The organism is Enterococcus durans (assembly GCF_002277935.1).
GTDB lineage: Bacteria > Bacillota > Bacilli > Lactobacillales > Enterococcaceae > Enterococcus_B > Enterococcus_B durans.
Genome location: NZ_CP022930.1, coordinates 1,349,646 through 1,372,626, shown reverse-complemented (window position 1 = coordinate 1,372,626; position 22,981 = coordinate 1,349,646). Strand labels below are relative to the sequence as shown.

Genomic DNA, 22,981 nt, shown 5'->3' with positions numbered 1-22,981 from the left:
ATCATGAAAAATAGCCTTTTATTGTCTATGGGAATAATAATTTAAAATTGGTACTTTTTTATTAATTAGTTCATCGCCCAATAATCTCTCCAGTTTCTTAGCATCTCCTGACTCAACCGGAATTATCCAAGCCCAGTCTAAATAATTTTTTAAAATCTCATCATATTTTGCAAATATTTCATTGCCATATTCCGTCCTTAAAATTATATTTTCAGTGCCAGACAAGTGATTTATATTGAGTTGATAAAAAAGATCTCCATCTAAAAAAATATCATTAGAAGAAGATTTCCCCACAGTAATGACCATTCCATCAGCTCTATGTGTTACATACAAATAATTGTATGACCTCATTTCACCTAATGAATCAATTATTTCTTGCCCTTTAGCTCTAATATATTGATCTCTATTACCTATCTCACTCTTATTTAACAAAAGTTTTTTCATGTCAAATTTAATCGGCTGTTTTATTTTTGTAAATTCGCTTCTACTACTAATCCAATCCGAGATTAATTTTTCAACATGTCCCAGAGTAAACTCTGATTTATTCGCTAAATACTTTTTTTGTTGTATTAAAGACATCTTTCCCCGAAGCTCAAAATTGAGCCTACATCGATTCTCTATCTCTTCAAAAAGCATCTTATCTTCATCATTCTTATATTCATCATTCATAAAACCAATCCAGCTCCTCGATTAAGATAATATTTTAATCTCATACAAAAACTAGCTCTCATCAAAACAACCATTGTTTTGATTTCTCATGAAATTTCTTTATACTTTTCTCCGATTATAAATTCCTAACCCCTTGAGAAAATTACGCATATATTTATCTCCGCAAGGCTTAAAATTTCGTTGGCCTTCTTTTCTCAAAAATGCCCCGATTTCGCCTTTTGATGGATAGATTTCTGCCTCAGCAAAAACGTCTAAAATATCATCAGTGGTCATAGACAAGGCGATTTTTAATTTTTTTAGCAACACATTGTTGATATATTTGATTTCCTTGCTTTTTTGCGGCGTGTCTACTATCGGCTTATCTTTTTGCGGACCACGCGCCAAGAGAATCAGGCCATTTAGGAATGCGTCAAAAACTTGGTTGTTGATGGTTTTTTCATACACATTATTTTCTGCATTATCTTTGTTCTTATCCTGTACTTTGGTCAGTACCGCCTGAGCTTCTTCTTTAGTCAGTGGTACACCGCCTAGCTCAAAAGCTTTAATCAAATCCGTATCTTTCAAATCAATCGCATAACGCAATCGCAATAACCTATCATTGTTATTCATTTGTTCCTCCGAAGTATTTAGTCTTTACTTTCTTACGTACTTTTTGTCTTGCTAAGATTTTTAGGATCAATGATAAAAACCGCATCACTTATGATAAGGCGCCCCCGTATTGATCCGAAAGGCACGATAGATTTGTTCGACGAGGATCAGACGCATCAGTTGGTGTGGATAAGTCATTTTGCCAAAGGAGATTTGGGTGTTGCTTCTTTTCATGACTGCCTCGCTTAGGCCTAATGAACCACCGATGACAAAAACAAGGTGGCTTTTTCCTTGGATGCCTAATTGATTGATTTGCTTGGCAAATGCTTCACTAGTGGGATTTTTCCCTTCAATAGCTAAGGCATAGACGTACTCTTGTTCTTTTATTTTACCTAAGATCCGTGCCCCTTCTTTTTCCTTCACTTGGCGCATCTGGGCATCACTTAGATTTTCTGGTGCTTTTTCATCGGGTACTTCGATTAATTCGATTTTGGCATATGCCTGTAATCTTTTAACATATTCCTGAATTCCTTGGATCAGGTACTTTTCTTTCAATTTCCCGACTGAAATTATTTTGATATTCACATTCTCGTACTCCTCTATTTGATTTCTTCTTCCATTATAATAGAATTTCGTTCCGGATAGGACATGGAATGACGGATTTATTTTTACAAAGATTCCCACATAGTTATGCACAACATCCACAGGTTTATCCACAGAAAGAGAGGTATTCGTTGCTTATTTTATAAGTATTTCTTAAGCAAACATATGTTTCTCACAGATTTATCCACTTTATCCACATATTGTGGATAAAAAATACTCTTGTTTTTCCTCAGTTTATCCCATGTTTTTTACACATATCTTGTGGAAAAGTATTTTTTTATTTTTTTCATCTGAAATCAATGATTTTTCCTAAGCTTTTTCATAAAAAGTTCATAGTCTCAAAGTAGACTAAATTTAACAAATAGGTCTATACTTAAATAAAAGAAAATAATAATTGGAGGCAGGCCACATGGATAGAAAAGATGTGACATCAAAAATGAAAAAGAAAAATAATGGTCTTTGGCGCAAACTTGGACTAGGTTTAGTCGGTGGTGTGATTGGAGGATTATTAACAGCGGGTATTTTTTATGCTGCATTAGGAAATGGTCACTCCAATACGAGTGCTGGGGGTAACCAGAATTCGTCAGGTGAAACTGTTGTAGAAAATGTCAAAGTGAATGTAGATTCAGATATTACTAGTGCTGTAGATAAAGTACAAGATGCGGTAGTTTCCGTTATCAACTTGCAAAGTCAAAATCAATCGAACGATTTTGGCAAACTATTTGGGCAACAGCAGCAAAGTACTGAAGATAGTGATCTAGAAGCTTCTAGTGAAGGGAGTGGCGTGATTTACAAAAAAGAGGGCAACACTTCATATATCGTAACAAATAACCACGTAGTTGATGGGCAACAAGGATTAGAAGTTTTGCTCAAAGATGGGACAAAAGTCAAAGCAGAATTAGTTGGAACTGATGCTTATTCTGATTTAGCTGTATTGAAAATCCAATCAGATAAAGTGGATAAAGTTGCTTCATTTGGCGACTCTAGTGCTTTAAAAGTTGGTGAACCTGCAATTGCAATTGGTTCTCCTTTAGGTTCCGAATATGCCAATTCAGTGACGTCAGGTATAGTTTCTTCTTTGAACCGACAAGTGACAAGTACAAATGAATCCAACGAAACTGTAAATATCAATGCGATCCAAACAGATGCTGCAATCAATCCTGGTAACTCAGGTGGTCCACTGATCAACATTGAAGGACAAGTGATTGGGATCAACTCAAGTAAAATCGCTACTACTTCTGAATCTTCATCTGGCGTAAGTGTTGAAGGTATGGGCTTTGCAATCCCAAGTAATGATGTAGTCAATATCATCAACCAACTTGAAAAAGATGGTAAAGTGACACGTCCTGCATTAGGAATTACGATGTACGATTTATCTTATGTTTCAACGCAGCAAAAAGAACAAGTCTTGAAGATTCCTTCTTCAGTCACAAATGGTGTGATCGTGGCAAGTGTCCAACCAGCAACACCTGCTGAAAAAGCTGGTTTGAAACAATATGATGTAATTACTAAAATCGACGACACGGAAGTTTCATCTGGTGTTGAGTTACAATCAGCTCTTTATAAGAAAAAAGTTGGTGACACAGTAAAAATCACTTATTACCAAGAAAAAGATGAAAAAACTGCTACAGTTGAATTGACGATCGATCAATCTGCATTAAAACAAAACCAATCATCGAATTCAGGAAACTGATTCCATTAACTATAGAAACTATCGTCTTCCCCAAAACGAAAAACCTCCCAAAGAAAGCATCATTTTCTTGGGAGGTTTTTTCATGTCAATTTTATTTTTTTATATTAAACACTGCGGGTCTTTAAGAAATCTTCCCCTATCACTGCATCTGCTGGCAATACCAATATGCCCTTCTTTTCTGGAGCATTTGGCAACTGCAATTCTTTCGCAGAACAGATCATGCCAAAACTTTCTACCCCACGTAAAGTACCTGGCCAAATCATCATTCCATCAGGCATCATCGCACCTGGTTTCGCTACAACAACTTTTTGTCCAGCTTCGATATTTGGTGCTCCACACACGATTTGCAATGTTTCACTATCGCTTACTTGTGTTTCTGTGATTGATAAATGATCTGAGTCAGGATGTGGGACACAAGTTTTAACATAGCCGACAACGATTTTAGGCTCATTATCTTCAACGAGTGTTTCCGTGAAGCCTGCTTCTTTTATCAATCGGTTCAATTCGGCTAATTGTTCTTTCGTTACTTCAACTTGTCCGTTTCCTTCAATAACGAGGTGGTCAGAGAGATGGAAAAAATTCCAGGCAACGATTTGTCCTGATTCATCCTTTACCTGTGCGACATTTCCTTTGCGGATAACGCTATTTTCCGTTCCTTTATCATCGGCTATGATCACCATCAAAGTATCACCGACATGTGCTTTATTGTAAGCAAAAATCATGTTTTTTCCTCCAGTATCATTTGCTGTCACTTATCTTAACAAAAATTGTTGATCGATGCATGAGATTTTTTTCATCCAAAAAATAAAACCTTTTTGCCATACTTTATAGCATTTTTCTGATTCCAAAAAAATAAAGGGGTATGACAAAATCCTTGTCACACTCTCTTTTGCGGATAAATGGCGTTCCAGAAGTAGCCTTTTCGAGAAATCAGCCAAAATCCCACAAACATTGCAGAAACATTTTTTGGAATTTCCTTCTTATTTCTTGAATCTAGCCACTTCTGTCCCGGCCTCTTAAAAATTCAGATAAACAATGCGTTAACACGCTTCTTGCATGTTCTTATTCTTTTGTTGCTGCTTCTTCTTCATCTGACACGATCAAGACGTCACAAGGTGCTCGACGAATGACATAGCTTGCCACACTTCCAGTCATAAAGCGTTCAACTGCATTTAGACCTGATTGTCCTACCATGATCAAATCGATTTTATATTTTTTAGGTAAATTGATTGCCATTGTTTCTCTGACCGAACCGTAGGCAATGATTCCTTCGATATCTTGATAATCAACGGTTTTCCCGTAAGCTTTGCAGTCTTCAATCATTTGTTTTGCTGCTTCTGTTTGTTGATCCACTACTGTTTGATCGATTGGGGCATAGCCCATAAAATTATAAAATTGTTGATCGATCACATTCACTACGTATACAGTACCTCGATTTCTTCGAGCAACTTCGACCGCTTTTTTAAACGCTAAAAGTGCTTGTTCACTACCATCGATACCGACTAAAATATTTTGATATTCTTGTTCCATCTTGATCCCTCCTAGCAGATGTTAACCCTCAATCACACGATTTAAGAAATCCTCGACTTCTTGTTTTGTTTTTCTGTCTTTGTTTACCAGACGGCCTAATTCTTTTCCGTCTTGGATGACAACAAAACTTGGAATTCCAAAAATGCTCCACTCAGCGGCTACATCTATGTATTTGTCACGATCAACTTCAATAAAATTCCATCCAGAAAAATCATTTTCGATCTCTGGCATCTGCGGTTTGATAAAGCGACAATCACCACACCAATCTGCAGTAAAGAAAAAGATATTATTTCCTTTTTCTACATAACTAGCTAATTCTTCTAAACCCTCAGGAATAATCATCTGTTTACCTCTTTTCTTTTTCTTACATCTAGATTATACACCTTTATCCAAAACTGACCAACCCAAAGCCTAAATTGTAAAAAATGTGTCCCGCTCCTACAAAAATAGCCTTAACGATCCTAAAAACATAAAAAGCTATGTTCAGATTGTTAAGGCTTATTTTCTAAGAGATATGGAATAGACTCGGTATGTTTGAGCGTGGGACAAAAGTAAGAAACAATTTTGTCTCATACTTTAAGGTTCCCTAGAGTATCGTTAAAAATAAATATTTCAGCAATACGCTACTTTCCATTTCTCTTATATTTTATTTTCCATATACGATTGTATCAACAGTTGATTTGTCTAACCCTTTTAATGTTTGGATCAGCATTTCTCTGGCTGCCTCAAAATCACGGATGCTGAACATCGTTTGATGTGTATGGATATAACGTCCTACAACACCGATCACTGTACTTGGGATTCCTTCATTTTGAGTATGTGCCGCACCTGCGTCAGTTCCGCCTTTTGAAACAAAGTATTGATAAGGAATGTGATTCGTTTCAGCAACATCTAATAAATACTCACGTAGACGAGGTAACATGATCAAACCTGGATCTTGAATACGCATCAATGTCCCTTCCCCTAAATGACCAAAAGTGCCATTCTTTGTTCTTGTATCGTCCGCTGCTGAACAATCAACTGCAAAGAAAAGATCTGGTTTGAATTTGTTGACAGAAACTTTAGAGCCACGTAAGCCCACTTCTTCCTGTACATTTGCTCCAGCGATCAAAGTATGCCCTAATGTTTCATTTTGCAATGCTTCCAAAGCTTCTAAGACCATTGTACAGCCGTAACGATTATCCCAAGACTTACTGATGATATTTTTTCCATTGGCTGTTTTGACTGTTTCTGCATAAGGAACGATCGTATCACCAGGTAATACGCCAAAGCTCATTGCTTCTTCACGTGACTCAAAGCCGGCATCAAATAAAATATCTGTGACTTCAACTGCTTTTTGGCCACTGGTACCGCGTAATAAATGTGGTGGTACAGAGGAAGAAATACATGGATAATTTTTTCCTGTTGATGTTTTTAACGTAAAACGTTGGGCAGAAACGACGTAAGGATTCCATCCGCCTAAAGGTACGACTTTAAATAAGCCATTTTCTTGGATCTGGGTCAACATGAAGCCAACTTCATCCATATGTGCCGCAACCATTACGCGCGGAGCATCCGCATCATCATGGTGACGTAAACCAAAGATCCCACCTAGCCCGTCTTGTTGTAATTCATCCACTAAAGGCTCCATGTGTGCGCCCATATACTCCCGGATGTCTTGCTCAAAACCACTTGTTCCTTGAAGTTCTGTTAGTTCTTTGATACGTTGAAATGTTTTTTCGTCCATATAAAGTTCGTCTAAAATTCAGACTATGCTCCTCTCAAACTTATTGTTGATTGACGCAAACCTTAGCGCTTTTAGCCAATCACTTGGATTTATTATAACTTATTTTCACAAGTAGTGGTTATTTATTTCAAAGAAAAACCCATAGTATGGTAGAATAAACACAAAGAAGCTATTGGATATAAAAGGAGGTAAGACGTATGTATGAAGAAAGCGAACTAAGCTATTTTAAAGGCGGTCTTGCTGTGGGAATCGGACTTGGATTGTTAAGCGGTGTTGCTTCAACTATTTGGTATCATCGAAAAAAGACCTTATCTGCGGATGAAGTCTTGCATCAAATCAAAGAATCATTTTTAAAAGAAGGCTCTATTGAAGGTTCCTGGATTTCCTTTGAAAAAGAACCTACTCGAAAATTTGCGATCCATTCGAAGGCATATCGAGGTGGTATATCACGAATCGAAGATGGTGAAGTTGTCTACTATGAATTCTTAGCGGATGCCTACACAGGTACTGTTTTAGATATTACACGAAAAAAAAGTGAATTTGCTTAACTGTATAGAATTGATTCCTTATCCCTTCTCTGAAAAAACATCTTCGTTTTTTCGTAGGGATTTCTTTATGAATTGCGCTAAAAAAGAAGTTAATTTTCTCTAGGAATACTAGTATTTACGAAAATGATACGGTATTCTTAAAAGGAAAATGTGTTTTCGATGATTTAAGGAGAGTGAAAAATGGAACAACAAGAAAAAATTGCTGTTCTAATTCCTTGTTACAATGAAGAAGCAACGATTTCGACTGTCATTGCAGACTTTAAACGAGAATTACCACAAGCAGACATTTATGTATATGACAATAATTCGACAGACAACACGTATGATCTAGCTCTACAGTGTGGTGCAATCGTTAAAAAAGAGCCTCGCCAAGGAAAAGGAAATGTGATTCGGCAAATGTTTTTTGATATTGAAGCAGATTATTATCTAATGGTCGATGGTGATGATACCTATCCAGCAGAAGCGGCCCATGAGTTACTCGATCAACTTCGTTCAGGCAGAGCGGATATGGTCATTGGTGACCGACTGTCGAACGGTACGTATTTTGATGAAAACAAGCGTCCTTTCCATGATTTCGGTAATAATCTAGTTAAAAATACGATCACGCAATTGTATAAAACGAAAATACGCGATGTCATGACTGGCTATCGTGGATTTAATCGGATTTTTGTCAAAAGCTTTCCTATCATGAGTTCTGGTTTCCAAATCGAAACGGAACTAACGATCCATGCATTAGATAAAAAATTCAAGTTAGTAGAAATCCCCATTGATTATCGCGATCGTCCAGAAGGAAGTGAATCAAAGTTAAATACTTTTTCCGATGGCTTTAAAGTGATCATGATGATCATCAAAATGTGCAAAGATTACAAACCGCTGATGTTCTTTGGGATCTGGACACTTTTCTTCTTTTTATTTGGTCTATTCACTGGCGTACCAGTTCTTCGTGAATATATGTTGACCCACTTCATCACACGGGTACCTTCGGCTATTTTGAGTACTGGATTGATGATACTGGCTTTACTTTCACTAGTTACCGGGCTGATTTTAGACACCGTAGTAACAAACGCGAAAAAAGAATACGAATTGAATCTTTATCATGTTTATCATGAATATCGAAAAGAATTGATGGACAGCAAGACTCAGAAATAAGTGTTCACTTATAAGAAAAAGTCAAAAGAAAACCAAAATTACTTCTTACGTTTTTTGGTTTTTTTGGCTTTTTTTAGTGAAACTACGTACATCGATTATTCGAAAAGAGGGTGAGCCAAAAGTAAGAAACACTTTTGGCTCACCCTTCAAAAACGAATAAACGGTGGGAGCAAAAGCAACACCTTCTTAAATAAGCCGAAATTCACAAAAATTTGAAAAGCAAATTTCGTGAATTTCGGCTTATTTCTCAGAGTTGAACACTTCTGTCTTAGCCTCTTCTGATTTTCGTATTCTTCTATTTGCTGTGCTTTTACTTAGCCGTCCGAATCGTCACAAATTTTACCTCAATATATTCTTCGACACCATAGGTTCCATTCTCACGACCGAATCCAGAATGTTTGACCCCACCAAAAGGCGTAGCAGAGTTAGATATCGCTGTATCATTTACTCCCACCATCCCATATTGCAGTTGATTGCTGACATGATCGACTGTGTGGATATTGGTCGAGAAGAAGTAAGAAGCCAAGCCAAAAATCGTATCATTGGCATCCTTGATCACTTGATCTTCCTCTTCAAATGTAATCAGTGGAATGACCGGTCCAAACGTTTCTTCATAAAAGATCGCCATTTCTTTTGTTACACCGTCTAAAACAGTTGGTTCAAAGAAAAAGCCGTTCGCATACTCGCCTTCTGTCAAGCGCTTTCCACCACAAAGAATCTGTGCCCCTTTATCAACTGCATCCTTCAGCTGTTCTTCGATTTTTTGGATTCCTTCTTCATTGATCAGCGGACCTGTTGTTGGGTCGTCTAACCCATTACCTACAGATACATCTTTCATCTTTTCCATGATAAGATCTGTTGCTTTTTGTTTGATCTCTTTATGGATAAAGATTCGATTAGGTGACGTACACACTTGTCCATTGTTGATAAACTTAGTTTTGATCAACATCTCTGTCGCTAATTCTAAATCCGCATCAGGGAAAATAATAAATGGAGCATGTCCGCCAAGTTCCATTGAAACTTTTTTCAATGTCGGAGCCGCTTGTTCATTCAAGATTTGGCCCACTTCTGTTGAACCTGTAAAAGTGATTTTTTGAATGTCATCAGATTCTGATAAGATCTTACCAATCGTTGAAGAATCCCCCATTACGATATTGACGACTCCTTCAGGAAATCCAGCTTGATCAAATAGTTCCATTAGCGCTAGTGCTGAAAGCGGTGTCGCTTTTGCGGGTTTTAAAATCACCGTACACCCCGCTGCGATTGCTGGCGATATCTTCCGAATGATCATATTAGAAGGAAAGTTCCAAGGAGTAATGGCTCCTACTACTCCGACTGGCTGTTTCCGGACTTGCCATTGATTAGTAGTTGGTGAAGGAACGATGTCCCCTAAAATACGCTGTCCTTCCGCCGCATTCCACCGAAGATTCTCCACATTTGTTTGAATTTCCGCTGCTGCTTGACTTAGCGGTTTTCCTTGTTCCATCGTCATGATTTTTGCCAATCGTTCACTATCATTTTCTACTAGATCTGCCATTTTATTCATTAATTTTGCTCGTTCTGCAGGAGAAGTTTGTGACCAGCCTTCAAACGCTTTATTAGCCGCCTGAATTGCCTCTTTCGTTTCTTTTTCTCCACCCTTTTGAACAGTGGCTAATATCTCCCCAGTTGCAGGATTCTTAACCTCAAAAGTACCTTCCGATCCCTCCAGCCATTTGCCGTTGATATAAAGATGAGTTTCGACTTGTGGTAAATCTATTTTTGCCATGTGTCAGTTTCCTCCTTCTTATTCGGTACAATCCCACCCTAACACGGAGAAAAGCAAAGCTCAAAACATATGCATAAAGGTTGTGAAAAGGCTGTTCAGCTCCGCCGACAATAAGAATGGATTTTTCGAAACAGCTCTCCATGTTTTGAAAAATCCAGACTTATTTCAAGGAGTTGGGCTTTGAACACCGTGGATTAGGTTGTGAAAAGGCTGTTCTGCATCAAGCAATAAGAATGAACAGAGAAAAACAGCTTTTCATGTTTTTCATCTGTTTAGGCTTATTGTTGAAGATGCAGGCCTTTGAACACCGTGGAATAGGTTGTGAAAAGAGCGTTTTGACCTGAGCAATAAGGAAGAAAATCTCGAAATAGTTCCTCATATTTTGAGATTTTTTGACTTATTGCCGAAGGTCAGCTCTTTGAACACCGTGGATAAGGTTGTGAAAGAAGCGCTCAGCTCCGAGCAAATAAGAACTAGATTTTTAAAATAGCTTCTCATATTTTGAAAATCTAGGCCTTATTGTTGAGGAGTTGCTTCTTGAACACCGTAGATTAGGTTGTGAAAAGGCTGTTCTGCATCAAGCAATAAGAATGAACAGAGAAAAACAGCTTTTCATGTTTGAAATGTTCCATTGCTGATTTTCTAGTTGGCAAAAAAGCTTCCTTCGACTTTCCTATTAATGGATTCAAGAGATGCATAGTACAAAATTTCGCTACTCCAAAACTATTATATTTTACACACTTTACTAAATAGACACTCAAAATATTATATGATAGTAAAATATTTTTATTTTGGAGTGAACATTTATGAACAACGAAAGATACCAACAATTGAAACAAGCCGAATTAGGTGCTATCATCAGCATTCTGGCTTATGTTATCGTATCGATCCTAAAACTTTCTATCGGAAATATCGCAGATTCTGAAGCTTTAAGAGCAGATGGATTGAATAATTTTACAGATATCCTTGCATCGATTGCTGTATTGATCGGCCTCCGGATTTCTCGGAAGCCTGCAGATAATGAACACCGTTACGGTCACTGGAAAGCAGAGAATATTGCCAGCCTAGTTACTTCCTTTATCATGTTGCTGGTAGGGATTGAGGTCCTGTATTCGTCCATTCGTTCTTTCATGGACAAGGAGACGGGGAGTCCCGATATTACTGCTGCGATCGTAGGTATTTTTTCCGCTATCCTTATGTACATCGTCTATTACTTCAACAAAAAGTTAGCCGAAAAAGTTAAAAGTCCTGGGCTTCTGGCTGCAGCAAAAGATAACCGAAGTGATGCCTGGACAAGTATTGGTACAGCAATTGCTGTTTTTGCTGCATCTTTTCAGTTGGGTTGGTTAGACACACTAGCAGCAATGGTTGTCGGACTACTGATTTTAAAAACGGCTGTTGATATTTTTAGGGAAAGTTCGTTTTCATTATCCGACGGTTTCGATCAAGCTGAACTTGTTCGTTACAAAGAAACAATTGAAAAAATTCCGGAAGTAAGACAAGTGAAAGATATTCGAGGACGAAACTATGGTTCAAATATCTATGTTGACATCACAGTCTTGATGGATTCTGATCTAACAGTAAAAGAAAGCCATACTGTTTCTGATATTATTGAACATCGTTTATTCGAAAAATTTCAAGTCCACGAAACGGATGTCCACGTAGAGCCATTTGTTGAGAAATAAAGGAACAATGATTTCAAAAACTGATGACTCATCTGAGAAAAGGTGGAAAATAAAGTGGGAAAAAGCGTATCACTCTAAAAAATTGGAGTGATACGCTTTTTCCCTAGCTACTCTTACTAATCTCCTCACTTATTTTTTTAAGTTGAAAAGCATTGCACATAATGAGGCGGATTTTTTTATTGATGGGGATAAACAAGTTCATTTGGGCGTACTGCACGATAAAGCGCAAATGCGCCGTCTAAATTTTGAACATGGAAACCAGCTTGTTTTAAGATACGTTCAGCTAAATAACTTCGTAGTCCACTATGGCAACTTACGATATATTCTTGGTTCTTCTCTAACTCGCTCAAGCGACAACGTAACTCGTGCAAAGGAATATTTGTAGCATGCGGAAATGCGCCATTGGCTAATTCACCTTCATTTCGCACATCCAATAATACTTTTCCATTGGCCAAAGCTTCAGGTAACTCATGCCATTGGATTAGCTCACTTAATCCTTCCGCAACATTCATGGCTGCATAACCTAACATGTTCACCGGATCTTTTGCTGAACCGAAAGGTGGCGCATAAGTCAATTCCAATTCCGGTAAATCAAAGATGGTTAACTTTCCTTTGATTGCAGTAGCCAGAACATCTACTCTTTTATCCACGCCTTTTTCACCAATTCCTTGCGCTCCGTAGATTTCACCAGTTTTTGGATCAAAGATCAATTTCAAAAGAAGATCAGATGCGTCTGGATAATAACTTGCATGATCCTTTCCTGAGACATGGATAACTGAATAAGAGAGACCTGCTTGTTTAGCTGCTCGTTCATTTAATCCTGTAGAAGCTGCAGTCAGATCAAATACGCGTAAAATCGCTGTACCGATACTTCCTTGGTTCTTTCGTGCAGTGCCAGCGATATTATCTGCTACTTGACGTCCTTGACGATTGGCTGGGGAGGCCAACGAAATTAACGCGTCTTCACCTGTGATTTGTTGTTTGACGATGATTGCATCGCCTACTGCATAAATAGCAGGATCACTCGTTTGATAATATTCATCAACGAGAATACCGCCTTTGATTCCAGTTTCAAGACCGGCTTGTTTTGCCAATGTACTGTCAGGAGCTACTCCTACAGATAAAATCGTCAGTTCGGAAGGAATAGCAGTACCATCTGCTAAACGCAATAACTGGCCTTCCTCTTCAAAAGCGATGACCGCTTGATTGGTTTTGACTGTTACACCTTTTTCTTCTAATTCTGCATGAACGAATGCAGCCATTTCCTCATCTAAGGTCGGCAAAATATGTGGTGCACTCTCCACAACTGTTACTTCAAGTCCTCGTTTGGTCAAATTTTCTGCCATCTCAAGCCCAATAAATCCTGCACCGACAACTACTGCTTGTTTTGGTTGGATATCAAGGACGTGCATTATCTTATCAATGTCTGGTACATTTCTAACGGTGAAGACGTTTTTCGCTTCTGACAGACCAGCAATAGGTGGTACAAACGGTTTTGCGCCTGGAGAAAGCAACAGCACGTCATATGATTCCATTGTCCGTATTCCATCATGCTGTACTTCGACTTTTTTCTCATCTGTTAAAATAGCTGTGACTTCATGATTTGGACGGACATCAAGTTGAAAGCGAGCAGCTAACGTCTCAGGAGTTTGGACTAAAAGTTTTTCACGTTCGTCAATTTCCCCCGAAACATAATAGGGCAGTCCACAATTGGCAAATGAAACAAATGGCCCTTTTTCAAAAACGACGATTTCTGCATCTTCTTTTAAGCGGCGTAATCGAGTTGCTGCAGACATTCCTCCTGCTACACCACCAATAATCACTACTTTCATTTACTTACCTCCTATTGTTTTATCCAACCATTGATTCATGCCACCTCGTACATTGATCGCCTGATAGCCCATTTTGTTCAATTCTTTCGTTGCCTGCTTGCTTCGCATACCTGACTGACAGATCACATAAACAGGTTTTTCCTGATCACCTTTAAAACTAGTGATTCTTTGCAATGGTAAATTCTTAGCTTGTCGAATATGCCCACCCCGGTATTCATTTGGCGTTCTCACATCGATCAATTGAATAGAACTTGTTAGTTTTCCTTTTAATTCAGCAATTGTAATAGATTGTATCGTTTGGAACAACATCATTTTTATGCCACCTCGTTTAATTTTTTAAAATACCTCACGGGGTATATTCAACACAATATACTGATATTTGTCAACTATTCGATTCCTAAATTTAAAAATTGACTTATTTATTTACAAACTATACCTATATAAGGTATTATCCAAATAGAACAACAAGGAGGATTCAAGATGGAAATCGATAACAAAAACATTATGAATCGTTTAAAGCGCACGGAAGGTCAAATACGCGGAATCCAAAAAATGATCGACGAAAATAAAGAATGTATGGATGTTATTACGCAGTTGAGCGCCGTTCGTTCCAGTATTGATCGTGTCATGGGAATGATCGTTGCCGAAAATCTCAAGGATTGTTTGGAACACCCTGAGAATAGTCCAGAGGAACAAGCAAAAAAAATGGAACAAGCAATCAATATGATCATCAAAAAGTAAGGAGCGAAACAATGAAAGTTGTCTTTCACATCGACGAAACAGCAAAGTGGCTCGAAACGAAGCAAAACGTCAAAAATCTACTGAAAGCAGCACCGAAAACAGAGATCATCGTTACTGTTAACGGTCACGGAATAACAGGCTATCTTGATAACCAGAATGCGGATTTCCTCGCATTACCAGATGTAACATTCCATGCTTGTGCTAACGCTTTACGTGCGAATGAAATCAGCGAAAAAGCATTACCTGAACAAGTGGTCATCGTACCAGCGGGTGTTTTAGATCTGATCGAATTACAAGAAAAAGGCTTTGCTTATATCAAACCATAATGAAACAAAAATAGAATATGGGATAAATCTAAAAATCAGTTTTGCTACAGACTCTCGGATAAACGGCGGTAAAAGAAGCAACTCCTTCGGAAATAAGCCGAAATTCACAAAAATTTGAAAAGCAATTTTCGTTCATTTCTTCTTATTTCTCGGAGTTAAACACTTCTGTGCCAGCCTCTCTCAAATAAACGGCATCTAAAAGTCAGGCTTTTCGGAAATTTTAAAAAAACGAGCAATACAAAAAACGTATTGTTCGTTTTTTTCTCCAATTTCTCAAACCTAAATGACTTTTGTCTCAATCTCTGTTTTTAATCATCGACTGATTTTAATAATTTTTGGTAGGTGCCTATATACAGCACAAATGATTGTGCCAAACAATAAGTGATCACACCAAATATCCAGTTGACCCATCTACCGGTGAGGTCAGGAAAGAGTAACAAAATTGCCATTCCTGCATAGATGACGGCGGTCGCTAATTTTCCATACCATTTTGCACCATCTAATTTGACATGATGCCTGAGACCAATGATTCCAGCTAGTAACATAAAGCCTTCTTTGACAATGAATAGACCTAATACGAGCCAAATCAGTGGACGTTGCCATGCCATGGATAGAATCAAAAACAATTGAGTCAATTTATCAGCCACAGGATCAAGGATTTTTCCTAATTCCGTGATTTGATTGAAACGGCGAGCAATAAAACCGTCTAAAAAATCAGTAAGACCTGAAATAGCGATGATCACACCAGCTAAATAAAAAGAATGTTGCGCGACAAGATAAAGATAAACAGGTAATAACACAACACGAAAAAGAGATAATAGGTTGGGGATCGTTCGTATTTCTTTACGCCAATTGGATAGTTGCTTCATCTTTTACAGCCCCTTAAATAGACTTTAGTCTATTCTAACCTAACAAAATAGATGTGCCAATTTTTACCTTGCCGCTGAATATCCCTATTTTACGTTTGTCGCTGATTTTTCTGTCGTTCACGCGCTTCTTTAGCTAATTGTTTGTGGGCTTTTTTCGAGCCACGTTCGATATCCCTCTGCCATTTTCTCGTTTTGAAATCTGTAAATAGACTGTCCAGATCATAATTTTCTGGGTACAATTCTTCTGCGCGCCTTTTTAGAGTCACACGGGAACGTGGTACTTCGATTTTTTCACTGTCCAAGTAAAAGATCAATGTGTTTTCTCCTTGATCTTCAAAAATCAGACCTTCTTTTTGATGGATGGTCGAGAATACTCGATCCCCTTTTGAAAATCGTTCCAATTCTTCTTTCACGTTTTCCTTCTGGACGAGCGTTTGGAATGCTTTTTTCTTTGTTTGATAGGCCTTATTGTAGATATAATGTTGTGCTTGTTGAATAAGCTCTGGAGACATCTCCATTTTTTTGGCGATCCACAGCGCTTGGCTTTCGCCAGTTTCACCAACTCGCAGAAGATACTTCGGTTTCAATTTTTCTCGGTCAAATGCCATAGCCGCAGGAATAAAGTCTTCATGGTCTTTGGCAAACTTTTTGATTTCCCCATAATGCGTAGTTGCAACAACCAAAGCGCCTTTTTCATACATTGCTTCCATGATAGCCACCGCCAAAGCTGCCCCTTCATTTGGCTCTGTCCCACTACCGATCTCATCTAGTAAAACCAGCGTATTCCTTTTGATTTTACCTAAAATCGCTGCAATATTGTGCATATGACCAGAGAACGTACTCAAGGCATTTTCAATATTCTGTTGATCACCAATATCGACAAAAACACCATCAAAGACTGCTAACTCTGTACCTTCATCTGCTGGTACTTGCAACCCGAACATCCCCATGAGGGTAAGTAGTCCCACAGTTTTCAAAACGACTGTTTTTCCACCGGCATTCGCGCCAGTGATCACTAACCCACGGTAATCTTTCCCCAATTCAAAATCCAATGGGACAGCCTTTCCTGTCAGCAAAGGGTGTCTTCCCTGTTTAATGTTGATATATTCCGATTTATTGACGATAGGCGTGACACCTTTGATTTCCCGACTATACTTTGCTCGAGCAAAAAGAATATCTAAACGTGTGACAGTCTCAATGATCAAATCAATTGCATATTCTTTCTCAGCCAATGCGCCAGTCAAAGCTGCCAACACTTGGTACTCTTCTGCAATTTCTTCTGCTTTTAGCAGTTGGTAGTGCCCACTTGCTTTTTCAACAGCTGTCGGTTCAATAAATACAGTTGTTCCTTTGTTGGATTGCTCGATGATACTTCCAGGTATCTTGTTTTTGTAACTTGCCTTGATTGGAATCGTATAATGATCTCCTTTTTGAACAATCATCGTTTCTTGGATCATTTCTTTATTCGCGGGATGCCGCAAAAATTTCAACAAGCGATCTTGGATTTCCTTTTCTGTCACTTGCAACTGTTTTCGTACCTTTCGCAACTGTCGCGAAGCATCATCACTTACCTTTTGATTCTTGATTTGTTGATAGATCAACTCTTCGATTTCAACTAGGTTGGGCATATTTTTGCTATACGCATACAATAGCGGTGTCTGATAGCAATTTTTTTCAAAGAATTTCGTAATCAACCGACTACTTCTTAAAAAATCAGCATACTCGATCAATTCTGAGGGAGTCAAAATCAAGCCTTTCTTTACTTGTGCCGTTAATGCATCGATCCTCGTCAATCCCATGAATGGAACATGCTGATTACTTTCTAAGATGAGCCGTGCTTCTTTCGTTTCTGTTTGTCGGGTTCGAACAGTTTGCAGATTTGTTTGGATGGTCATTTCATCGATTCGTTCTTTACTGTGATTCCCGATAGCTCGTTTTTTGACTTCGTTTTTAATTTCTTCGAATTGTAATTTATTGAGTGTATCTTTCATATTCTCTCCTTTATTGAAGAGATACCTGTCCCAAATAAATAAGACCTAGTGATAAAATAAAAGAACAGGACATCCACTTAAATAAGACATGTCCCGTCCTTGTTGAATACAAACTATTGGTTTTGACAGGTATCATCTATACGCACGCCAAATAAGCTTCTTGCTTTATTGGCTATTCAACTGACTACGTTAGATACCTGCTACACTCATCAAAATACCTCATTCATCTAGGTTTTATTTATTTTCACCCCAACTATATCAACTTTGTTTTTGCCTGTCAACTAATACAAGAAATCGCTTTTACCAAACAAAGAAATTTGTTCGTTCAACTAACAAAATTGTTACCTGTTTCGCTTTCCTTTAATTGGCACTTAGTAGATAATAGAAAAAAACGAAAAGAGTGTGAATCAAATGAAAAAAGTAATTGCTGTAATCGTCCTTTTGCTATTAGCCTTTGGTGGATATAAAGGGTATAAATATTATGAAGAAACCTATAAAAGTGAAACAGCCTACGCAAAAATACCAGAAACAGTTCCACCACTAAAAGATACACTGGATAATCAAGGAAAAAAAGTGGATAACTTAAAGTCTTATGACTATCAATTGACCTTTGTCACTGAGAGCGGTCAAAAAATCGATATGTCCTACGCCGTTTCTTCTGAAAAACCACAGCCTTTAGAACCAAACTCTTACATCACGGCTGAAGTAAGTAAAAAACGAATAACAAAGGGACCATCTGCGATTGAAGAATCAAAAATCCCTAAAGATGTCTTGAATAAATTAACAAATAACTGATTTCTCAAATCAAATCTATTTGAATCAAGCAAAAGAGCAAATGATCAGAACCGATTCGTCGGCACCTGATTATTTGCTCTTATTTTACTAAACTTTTTTATGAGGACTGACTTTTGGACGTCGTTTATTTGAGAGAGGCTGGCACAGAAGTGTTTAACTCCGAGAAATAAGAAGAAATGAACGAAAATTGCTTTTCAAATTTTTGTGAATTTCGGCTTATTTCCGAAGGAGTTACTTCTGTTCCCGCCGTTTATTCGAGAGTCTGTAGCAAACCTGATTTTTAGATTTGTCCTACATTCAAACGTCTTAGACCATCAACATGTATACTCCCACTGCTACAATAGCGCCAACCATTGGTCCAACTACTGGCACCCAAGAATAGGCCCAGTCTGAAGTTCCTTTGTTTCCGATCGGCAATACTGCATGAGCAATACGCGGACCAAGGTCACGAGCTGGATTGATCGCATATCCGGTAGGTCCGCCTAATGAAAGACCGATAGCCAAGATCAACCCACCGACAGCAAATACATTTGTACCATCTGCAAAAGCATTTTGTCCAAATGCAAGTAGCCCTAAAACCAAGACAAATGTGCCAATCAATTCAGTAATAAAGTTAGCTGGATAATTACGTATAGCTGGACCAGTTGCAAAGGTACCTAAAATAGCATCTTGGTCTTTTGTCACGCCCCAATGTGGCAGATATGCTAACCAAACAAGAATCGCCCCAACAAAAGCTCCTAACATCTGTGCAATAATAAATGGGATCACGAGGTTCCAACCGATTGCTCCTGTCATTGCCATAGCTAAAGATACTGCTGGATTCAAATGTGCTGGTCCCATAAATCCAGAAATATAGACACCCATCGTTACAGCCATGCCCCAACCAAATGCAATGACGATCCAACCTGAAGCTTGTGCTTTACTCTTGTTTAAGTTGACTGCCGCACAAACACCATCACCTAATAAAATCAAAATCATCGTCCCAATAAATTCACCCATGATCTGGGTCATCTCTGCATTCATTTATTTCTCCTCCTTTAGGTCACGTAAATCCGACTCAGCAATCAATTCTTCTAACCGATTTTCTTGACGTTTCTTCTCTTCTGGTGACCAAGCAAAGTATGTGGCGATTGCATCAATGATTGGTTGTTTGATTGCATCCAATTGATCTCTTTCAAACAATAGATGGTTCGTTCGACGAATCAAATAATCACCTGGTGCCAAGACCATTTCTTCTTCTAATCCGTAACGTAAGCGAGCAGATTCTGCCAAACTTAACCCTGGATATGGTGTCATATCTTTTGCAAGTGCGTAGATTTTCTTCGCATTCGTGCCATAGAAGTCCGCAATATAACCAGCGTCTTCCTCCGCTAATCCTGCTTCAACACCGATTTTTGTTAATTCTTCGACTGTTTCTTCTAATTTAGTTGGGTCAAAATCTCCCCCTGACACTGGATAATGCTTCGAATCGATTTCTTTGGCTGTCACACCATATTCGTCTTTTAACAATTGACGGATCAATTTCAATGCCCCTTCTGCCATCTTACGATAGTCGGTGATCTTCCCACCAGAAAGTGTCACTAATCCGTCTGGTTCTCTTTCCAAAGAACTTCCTCGGGAAACCGTTGATGGTGCTTTTTCGTCGCGACTGTTTTCCAAGTGATTCAATACATCTTCGACTTCTACACGTGTTACTTTGTTTTCTTTATATTCTGTGACTGTATCGATCACTTTCCCAAAGCTTTTATCTGAAATCGAACCATTGTCACCGCCATTATAGTCTGAACCAGAATTTCCAATCAATAAAGGACGTAAGCCTGCCCAGCTTGCCTCAACATCTTGTAACGTGATATTCGCCTCTGGATAGCGATGGTTGACAACTTCCAACAAATAATCCACATCTTCCTGTGTCACTTTAGGATCGGTGTAGTCTCCTTGATAATCTGTATCAGTTGTGCCAAAATAGGTTTTATTTTCTCTAGGGATCGCAAAGACCATACGACCATCTTGTTTTCCTGTATCAAAATAAGTTGGTTGTGGCACTGGTAGTTTTTTGGCATCTACCACTAAATGGATTCCTTTTGTAGGACGCATTTTAGGGGAAACTGCTCGTTTGAAATTCAAGTTGCGGATCTTATCTACCCATGGACCGCTTGTATTGATCACTATTTTTGCTTTGATTTCTACTACTTCATCTGTTAATAGATCCCGCGCTTTGACGCCTACGATCTGATCGTTGTCATATAAAAAGCCAACCGCTTTCATTTTACTTACCAGATAAGCGCCATCTTCTGCTGCTTTCTTGATATTTTCGATGACTAAACGGGAATCGTTGTTGCGAAAGTCCAAGTATACACCTGCACCCTTTAGACCTTCTTTTTTCAAGAAAGGTTCACGTTCTAAGACTTCTTCGGGAGTCAATGTGTAGTTCTCATATTTGGTACCGGTCACATTTGCTAGCTTGTCATAAAGATCCATTGCGACTTTGACTGAAAACATATTGAATGTCGTCGCTCCTTCATCTTCGTAGATAGGTAGTAGCATTGGATCAGGTTTTGGTATATGAGGTGCGATACTTTGTACAACAGCTCGCTCGCCTACTGTATCAGCAACTACTTCCACATCAAATGTTTTTAAGTAACGAATGCCTCCATGGACTAATTTCGTTGAACGTGAAGAAGTTCCTTCTGCAAAATCCTGCATCTCGATCAGACCGGTTTTGATTCCTGAAGCTGCTGCTTGGATGGCTACACCAGCACCAGTGATCCCACCACCGATGATCAATAAATCTAATTCTTCTTGTTGCATTTTTTCAATATTTTCTTGTCTCGTTCCTCTTGAAAACATAACGTTCCCTCCCTTTACTCAAATGCTTGTGTAGCAGCGACTGCTTTTTTCCAGCCACTATATAGTTTTTCTCTTCGTTCTTCTGGCATTTCGACTTCAAACATTTTACCAGCTTCATAAAATTCTCTGATTTCATCTGTGTCTTTCCAGTAACCGACAGCCAAACCAGCAAGGAAAGCAGCACCTAATGCCGTAGTTTCCAAATTTTCCGCTCTTTGGATCGGTACATTCAAGATATCTGTCTGGAATTGCATCAAATATTCATTATTTGCTGCGCCGCCATCTACTTTCAGCACTGGGATTTTGATTCCTGTATCATCTTGCATCGTGTCAATGATATCTCTTACTTGATATGCGATTGACTGTAAGGTAGCTTTGATGATGTCTTCTTTTGTTGTGCCACGCGTCAAACCAAACATCGAACCTCTAGCAGCTTGATCCCAATATGGAGCGCCTAGACCTACAAAAGCTGGGACAACGTAGACTTCATCGTCACTCGTAGAACGTTTCGCAGCTTCTTCCGAGTCACTCGCTTTTTGGAGCATTTGCAAGCCGTCACGTAACCATTGGATCGATGACCCAGCTACAAAAATACTCCCCTCAAGTGCATAGTAAACCTTGCCATTTATCCCATAACCGATCGTCGTCAATAAATTGTTTTTAGATAATTGCGGTTCTTCCCCTGTATTCATGACGATGAATGAACCAGTTCCATACGTATTTTTGACCATTCCTGGTTCAAATGCCATTTGACCAAATAAAGCTGCTTGTTGGTCCCCTGCCATTCCAGAAATTGGCGCTTCACTACCATAAAAGTGATAACCTTGCGTGTAGCCGTAAACTTCAGAATTCGAAGTTGGTTTCGGTAACATCACTCGTGGGATATTTAATAGGTCAAGTATTTCTTGATCCCAATCAAGATCGTGGATATTGAATAGCATTGTTCGACTCGCATTTGAATAGTCGGTCACATGGGCTTGTCCATCTGTTAATTTCCAAACCAACCATGAATCGATTGTTCCAAAAAGTAACTCGCCTTTTTCTGCTCGTTCTTGCGCTCCTTCTACGTGATCTAAAATCCAGCGAATTTTTGTCGCTGAAAAATAAGCATCGATCACTAAGCCTGTTTTTTTATGGAAAAATTCTTGATAGCCTTCGTTTTTGAGGTTATCCGCAATAGCGGCAGATTGACGAGATTGCCATACAACTGCATGATAGATGGGACGGCCTGTGTCTTTTTCCCAAATGACAGTCGTTTCACGCTGATTCGTAATACCGATCCCAGCAATTTGATTCGGCTTGATCCCAGATTCAATAAATGCTCCCGCAATGACGGATTGAACAGAATTCCAAATTTCGTTGGCATCATGTTCTACCCAACTTTCTTTAGGAAAGAATTGTGTAAATTCCTTTTGTGAGCTGCCGATATGTCTCCCTTTTTTGTCAAAGATGATTGCTCGTGAACTAGTTGTCCCTTGGTCGATGGCCATGATATACGTTGATTCAGTCATTATAATCTCCTCCATTTTTTGCAAACGCTTTCTTAATCTGCTTTTATCTTACACCCATTTATTTAAAACAAACTGCCAAAAAAATAGCGATTTGGACTTTTTTTGACAGT

General features: G+C 38.6%; 22 protein-coding genes and 2 pseudogenes. 8 read left to right on the top strand and 16 right to left on the bottom strand.

Features of this window, described 5'->3' with window-relative positions; translation table 11 throughout:
• Positions 1-18: 18 nt before the first annotated feature.
• The 3 genes from CJZ72_RS06600 to rlmH all read right to left on the bottom strand — a co-directional run bounded on the left by CJZ72_RS06600 (position 19) and on the right by rlmH (position 1,842).
• Entirely contained in the window at positions 19-669 is a 651-nt protein-coding gene (locus CJZ72_RS06600) for a hypothetical protein (RefSeq protein WP_002312640.1), read from the bottom strand.
• A gap of 99 nt (positions 670-768) precedes the next feature.
• Positions 769-1,278: a YehS family protein gene (locus CJZ72_RS06595; protein ID WP_002296569.1), complete on the bottom strand. Its 510-nt coding sequence runs from the start codon at positions 1,276-1,278 to the stop codon at positions 769-771.
• An 84-nt stretch (positions 1,279-1,362) separates the two neighbouring features.
• Complete coding sequence (gene rlmH, locus CJZ72_RS06590; RefSeq protein ID WP_081133847.1) at positions 1,363-1,842, bottom strand: 23S rRNA (pseudouridine(1915)-N(3))-methyltransferase RlmH; 480 nt, start codon at positions 1,840-1,842, stop codon at positions 1,363-1,365.
• 427 nt (positions 1,843-2,269) lie between these two features.
• Here rlmH and CJZ72_RS06585 point away from each other — a divergent pair, with 427 nt between their 5' ends.
• Positions 2,270-3,553, top strand: coding sequence for a S1C family serine protease (locus CJZ72_RS06585; RefSeq protein ID WP_081133846.1), 1,284 nt, complete (start codon positions 2,270-2,272; stop codon positions 3,551-3,553).
• Positions 3,554-3,657: 104 nt separating this feature from the next.
• On the opposite strand, the gene ytpR is transcribed toward CJZ72_RS06585, so the two are convergent.
• The 4 genes from ytpR to pepA all read right to left on the bottom strand — a co-directional run bounded on the left by ytpR (position 3,658) and on the right by pepA (position 6,809).
• Positions 3,658-4,275 carry a YtpR family tRNA-binding protein gene (gene ytpR, locus CJZ72_RS06580; protein WP_081133845.1) on the bottom strand — a complete coding sequence of 206 codons (618 nt, stop codon included), beginning with the start codon at positions 4,273-4,275 and terminating at the stop codon, positions 3,658-3,660.
• 340 nt (positions 4,276-4,615) lie between these two features.
• Positions 4,616-5,083, bottom strand: a complete 468-nt coding sequence (locus tag CJZ72_RS06575; protein ID WP_081133844.1) for a universal stress protein — start codon at positions 5,081-5,083, stop codon at positions 4,616-4,618.
• A 21-nt stretch (positions 5,084-5,104) separates the two neighbouring features.
• Complete coding sequence (locus tag CJZ72_RS06570) at positions 5,105-5,425, bottom strand: thioredoxin family protein (RefSeq protein ID WP_005875492.1); 321 nt, start codon at positions 5,423-5,425, stop codon at positions 5,105-5,107.
• A 304-nt stretch (positions 5,426-5,729) separates the two neighbouring features.
• Entirely contained in the window at positions 5,730-6,809 is a 1,080-nt protein-coding gene (gene pepA / locus CJZ72_RS06565; RefSeq protein ID WP_081133843.1) for a glutamyl aminopeptidase, read from the bottom strand.
• A gap of 197 nt (positions 6,810-7,006) precedes the next feature.
• Here pepA and CJZ72_RS06560 point away from each other — a divergent pair, with 197 nt between their 5' ends.
• On the top strand, positions 7,007-7,357 hold the full coding sequence (locus CJZ72_RS06560) for a PepSY domain-containing protein (RefSeq protein WP_005875490.1): 351 nt from the start codon (positions 7,007-7,009) through the stop codon (positions 7,355-7,357).
• 180 nt (positions 7,358-7,537) lie between these two features.
• On the top strand, positions 7,538-8,506 hold the full coding sequence (locus tag CJZ72_RS06555) for a glycosyltransferase family 2 protein (RefSeq protein ID WP_081133841.1): 969 nt from the start codon (positions 7,538-7,540) through the stop codon (positions 8,504-8,506).
• A 310-nt stretch (positions 8,507-8,816) separates the two neighbouring features.
• Here the strand turns inward: CJZ72_RS06555 and CJZ72_RS06550 are convergent, their stop codons facing one another.
• Positions 8,817-10,274: an NAD-dependent succinate-semialdehyde dehydrogenase gene (locus CJZ72_RS06550; protein ID WP_095443698.1), complete on the bottom strand. Its 1,458-nt coding sequence runs from the start codon at positions 10,272-10,274 to the stop codon at positions 8,817-8,819.
• An 806-nt stretch (positions 10,275-11,080) separates the two neighbouring features.
• Here CJZ72_RS06550 and CJZ72_RS06535 point away from each other — a divergent pair.
• Positions 11,081-11,959 carry a cation diffusion facilitator family transporter gene (locus CJZ72_RS06535; RefSeq protein ID WP_081133838.1) on the top strand — a complete coding sequence of 293 codons (879 nt, stop codon included), beginning with the start codon at positions 11,081-11,083 and terminating at the stop codon, positions 11,957-11,959.
• 176 nt (positions 11,960-12,135) lie between these two features.
• On the opposite strand, the gene CJZ72_RS06530 is transcribed toward CJZ72_RS06535, so the two are convergent.
• A complete protein-coding gene (locus tag CJZ72_RS06530; RefSeq protein ID WP_081133837.1) occupies positions 12,136-13,791 on the bottom strand; it encodes an FAD-dependent oxidoreductase in 1,656 nt (551 codons plus the stop codon).
• Positions 13,792-14,103: a rhodanese-like domain-containing protein gene (locus tag CJZ72_RS06525; RefSeq protein WP_081133836.1), complete on the bottom strand. Its 312-nt coding sequence runs from the start codon at positions 14,101-14,103 to the stop codon at positions 13,792-13,794. It lies immediately after the preceding gene.
• A 168-nt stretch (positions 14,104-14,271) separates the two neighbouring features.
• Between CJZ72_RS06525 and CJZ72_RS06520 the strand changes: the two genes are divergently transcribed.
• Positions 14,272-14,532, top strand: coding sequence for a metal-sensitive transcriptional regulator (locus tag CJZ72_RS06520; RefSeq protein WP_081133835.1), 261 nt, complete (start codon positions 14,272-14,274; stop codon positions 14,530-14,532).
• A gap of 11 nt (positions 14,533-14,543) precedes the next feature.
• The gene (locus tag CJZ72_RS06515) at positions 14,544-14,858 is read left to right on the top strand and encodes a DsrE family protein (RefSeq protein WP_005875478.1); all 315 of its coding nucleotides are present in this window, start codon (positions 14,544-14,546) and stop codon (positions 14,856-14,858) included.
• Positions 14,859-14,912: 54 nt separating this feature from the next.
• Here the strand turns inward: CJZ72_RS06515 and CJZ72_RS15065 are convergent.
• The 3 genes and pseudogenes from CJZ72_RS15065 to CJZ72_RS06500 all read right to left on the bottom strand — a co-directional run.
• Positions 14,913-15,032 (bottom strand): annotated as a pseudogene (locus CJZ72_RS15065) (DUF3788 family protein); the annotation flags it as partial.
• 134 nt (positions 15,033-15,166) lie between these two features.
• The gene (locus CJZ72_RS06505; protein WP_081133834.1) at positions 15,167-15,727 is read right to left on the bottom strand and encodes a CDP-alcohol phosphatidyltransferase family protein; all 561 of its coding nucleotides are present in this window, start codon (positions 15,725-15,727) and stop codon (positions 15,167-15,169) included.
• A gap of 89 nt (positions 15,728-15,816) precedes the next feature.
• Positions 15,817-17,718, bottom strand: coding sequence for an endonuclease MutS2 (locus CJZ72_RS06500; RefSeq protein ID WP_081133833.1), 1,902 nt, complete (start codon positions 17,716-17,718; stop codon positions 15,817-15,819).
• A 411-nt stretch (positions 17,719-18,129) separates the two neighbouring features.
• On the opposite strand from CJZ72_RS06500, the gene CJZ72_RS06495 reads away from it, so the two are divergent.
• Together CJZ72_RS06495 and CJZ72_RS15240 are read left to right on the top strand one after the other, a co-directional pair.
• A complete protein-coding gene (locus tag CJZ72_RS06495) occupies positions 18,130-18,513 on the top strand; it encodes a DUF1093 domain-containing protein (protein WP_005875471.1) in 384 nt (127 codons plus the stop codon).
• Positions 18,514-18,651: 138 nt separating this feature from the next.
• Positions 18,652-18,771: pseudogene (locus CJZ72_RS15240) on the top strand (DUF3788 family protein); the annotation flags it as partial.
• 48 nt (positions 18,772-18,819) lie between these two features.
• Here the strand turns inward: CJZ72_RS15240 and CJZ72_RS06485 are convergent.
• The 3 genes from CJZ72_RS06485 to glpK are packed head-to-tail and all read right to left on the bottom strand — an operon-like array spanning position 18,820 to position 22,871.
• Positions 18,820-19,536, bottom strand: a complete 717-nt coding sequence (locus CJZ72_RS06485; RefSeq protein WP_005875469.1) for an MIP/aquaporin family protein — start codon at positions 19,534-19,536, stop codon at positions 18,820-18,822.
• The gene (glpO, locus tag CJZ72_RS06480) at positions 19,537-21,360 is read right to left on the bottom strand and encodes a type 1 glycerol-3-phosphate oxidase (protein WP_081133832.1); all 1,824 of its coding nucleotides are present in this window, start codon (positions 21,358-21,360) and stop codon (positions 19,537-19,539) included.
• A gap of 14 nt (positions 21,361-21,374) precedes the next feature.
• A complete protein-coding gene (glpK, locus tag CJZ72_RS06475) occupies positions 21,375-22,871 on the bottom strand; it encodes a glycerol kinase GlpK (protein WP_005875467.1) in 1,497 nt (498 codons plus the stop codon).
• Positions 22,872-22,981 lie beyond the last annotated feature (110 nt).

Bases quoted from the DNA above. Each gene is read 5' to 3' on its own strand.
- CJZ72_RS06600 (WP_002312640.1), bottom strand. From the start codon at position 669: ATGAATGATGAATATAAGAATGATGAAGATAAGATGCTTTTTGAAGAG.
- CJZ72_RS06595 (WP_002296569.1), bottom strand. From the start codon at position 1,278: ATGAATAACAATGATAGGTTATTGCGATTGCGTTATGCGATTGATTTG.
- CJZ72_RS06585 (WP_081133846.1), top strand. From the start codon at position 2,270: ATGGATAGAAAAGATGTGACATCAAAAATGAAAAAGAAAAATAATGGT.
- ytpR (WP_081133845.1), bottom strand. From the start codon at position 4,275: ATGATTTTTGCTTACAATAAAGCACATGTCGGTGATACTTTGATGGTG.
- CJZ72_RS06575 (WP_081133844.1), bottom strand. From the start codon at position 5,083: ATGGAACAAGAATATCAAAATATTTTAGTCGGTATCGATGGTAGTGAA.
- CJZ72_RS06570 (WP_005875492.1), bottom strand. From the start codon at position 5,425: ATGATTATTCCTGAGGGTTTAGAAGAATTAGCTAGTTATGTAGAAAAA.
- pepA (WP_081133843.1), bottom strand. From the start codon at position 6,809: ATGGACGAAAAAACATTTCAACGTATCAAAGAACTAACAGAACTTCAA.
- CJZ72_RS06560 (WP_005875490.1), top strand. From the start codon at position 7,007: ATGTATGAAGAAAGCGAACTAAGCTATTTTAAAGGCGGTCTTGCTGTG.
- CJZ72_RS06555 (WP_081133841.1), top strand. From the start codon at position 7,538: ATGGAACAACAAGAAAAAATTGCTGTTCTAATTCCTTGTTACAATGAA.
- CJZ72_RS06550 (WP_095443698.1), bottom strand. From the start codon at position 10,274: ATGGCAAAAATAGATTTACCACAAGTCGAAACTCATCTTTATATCAAC.
- CJZ72_RS06535 (WP_081133838.1), top strand. From the start codon at position 11,081: ATGAACAACGAAAGATACCAACAATTGAAACAAGCCGAATTAGGTGCT.
- CJZ72_RS06530 (WP_081133837.1), bottom strand. From the start codon at position 13,791: ATGAAAGTAGTGATTATTGGTGGTGTAGCAGGAGGAATGTCTGCAGCA.
- CJZ72_RS06525 (WP_081133836.1), bottom strand. From the start codon at position 14,103: ATGATGTTGTTCCAAACGATACAATCTATTACAATTGCTGAATTAAAA.
- CJZ72_RS06520 (WP_081133835.1), top strand. From the start codon at position 14,272: ATGGAAATCGATAACAAAAACATTATGAATCGTTTAAAGCGCACGGAA.
- CJZ72_RS06515 (WP_005875478.1), top strand. From the start codon at position 14,544: ATGAAAGTTGTCTTTCACATCGACGAAACAGCAAAGTGGCTCGAAACG.
- CJZ72_RS06505 (WP_081133834.1), bottom strand. From the start codon at position 15,727: ATGAAGCAACTATCCAATTGGCGTAAAGAAATACGAACGATCCCCAAC.
- CJZ72_RS06500 (WP_081133833.1), bottom strand. From the start codon at position 17,718: ATGAAAGATACACTCAATAAATTACAATTCGAAGAAATTAAAAACGAA.
- CJZ72_RS06495 (WP_005875471.1), top strand. From the start codon at position 18,130: ATGAAAAAAGTAATTGCTGTAATCGTCCTTTTGCTATTAGCCTTTGGT.
- CJZ72_RS06485 (WP_005875469.1), bottom strand. From the start codon at position 19,536: ATGAATGCAGAGATGACCCAGATCATGGGTGAATTTATTGGGACGATG.
- glpO (WP_081133832.1), bottom strand. From the start codon at position 21,360: ATGTTTTCAAGAGGAACGAGACAAGAAAATATTGAAAAAATGCAACAA.
- glpK (WP_005875467.1), bottom strand. From the start codon at position 22,871: ATGACTGAATCAACGTATATCATGGCCATCGACCAAGGGACAACTAGT.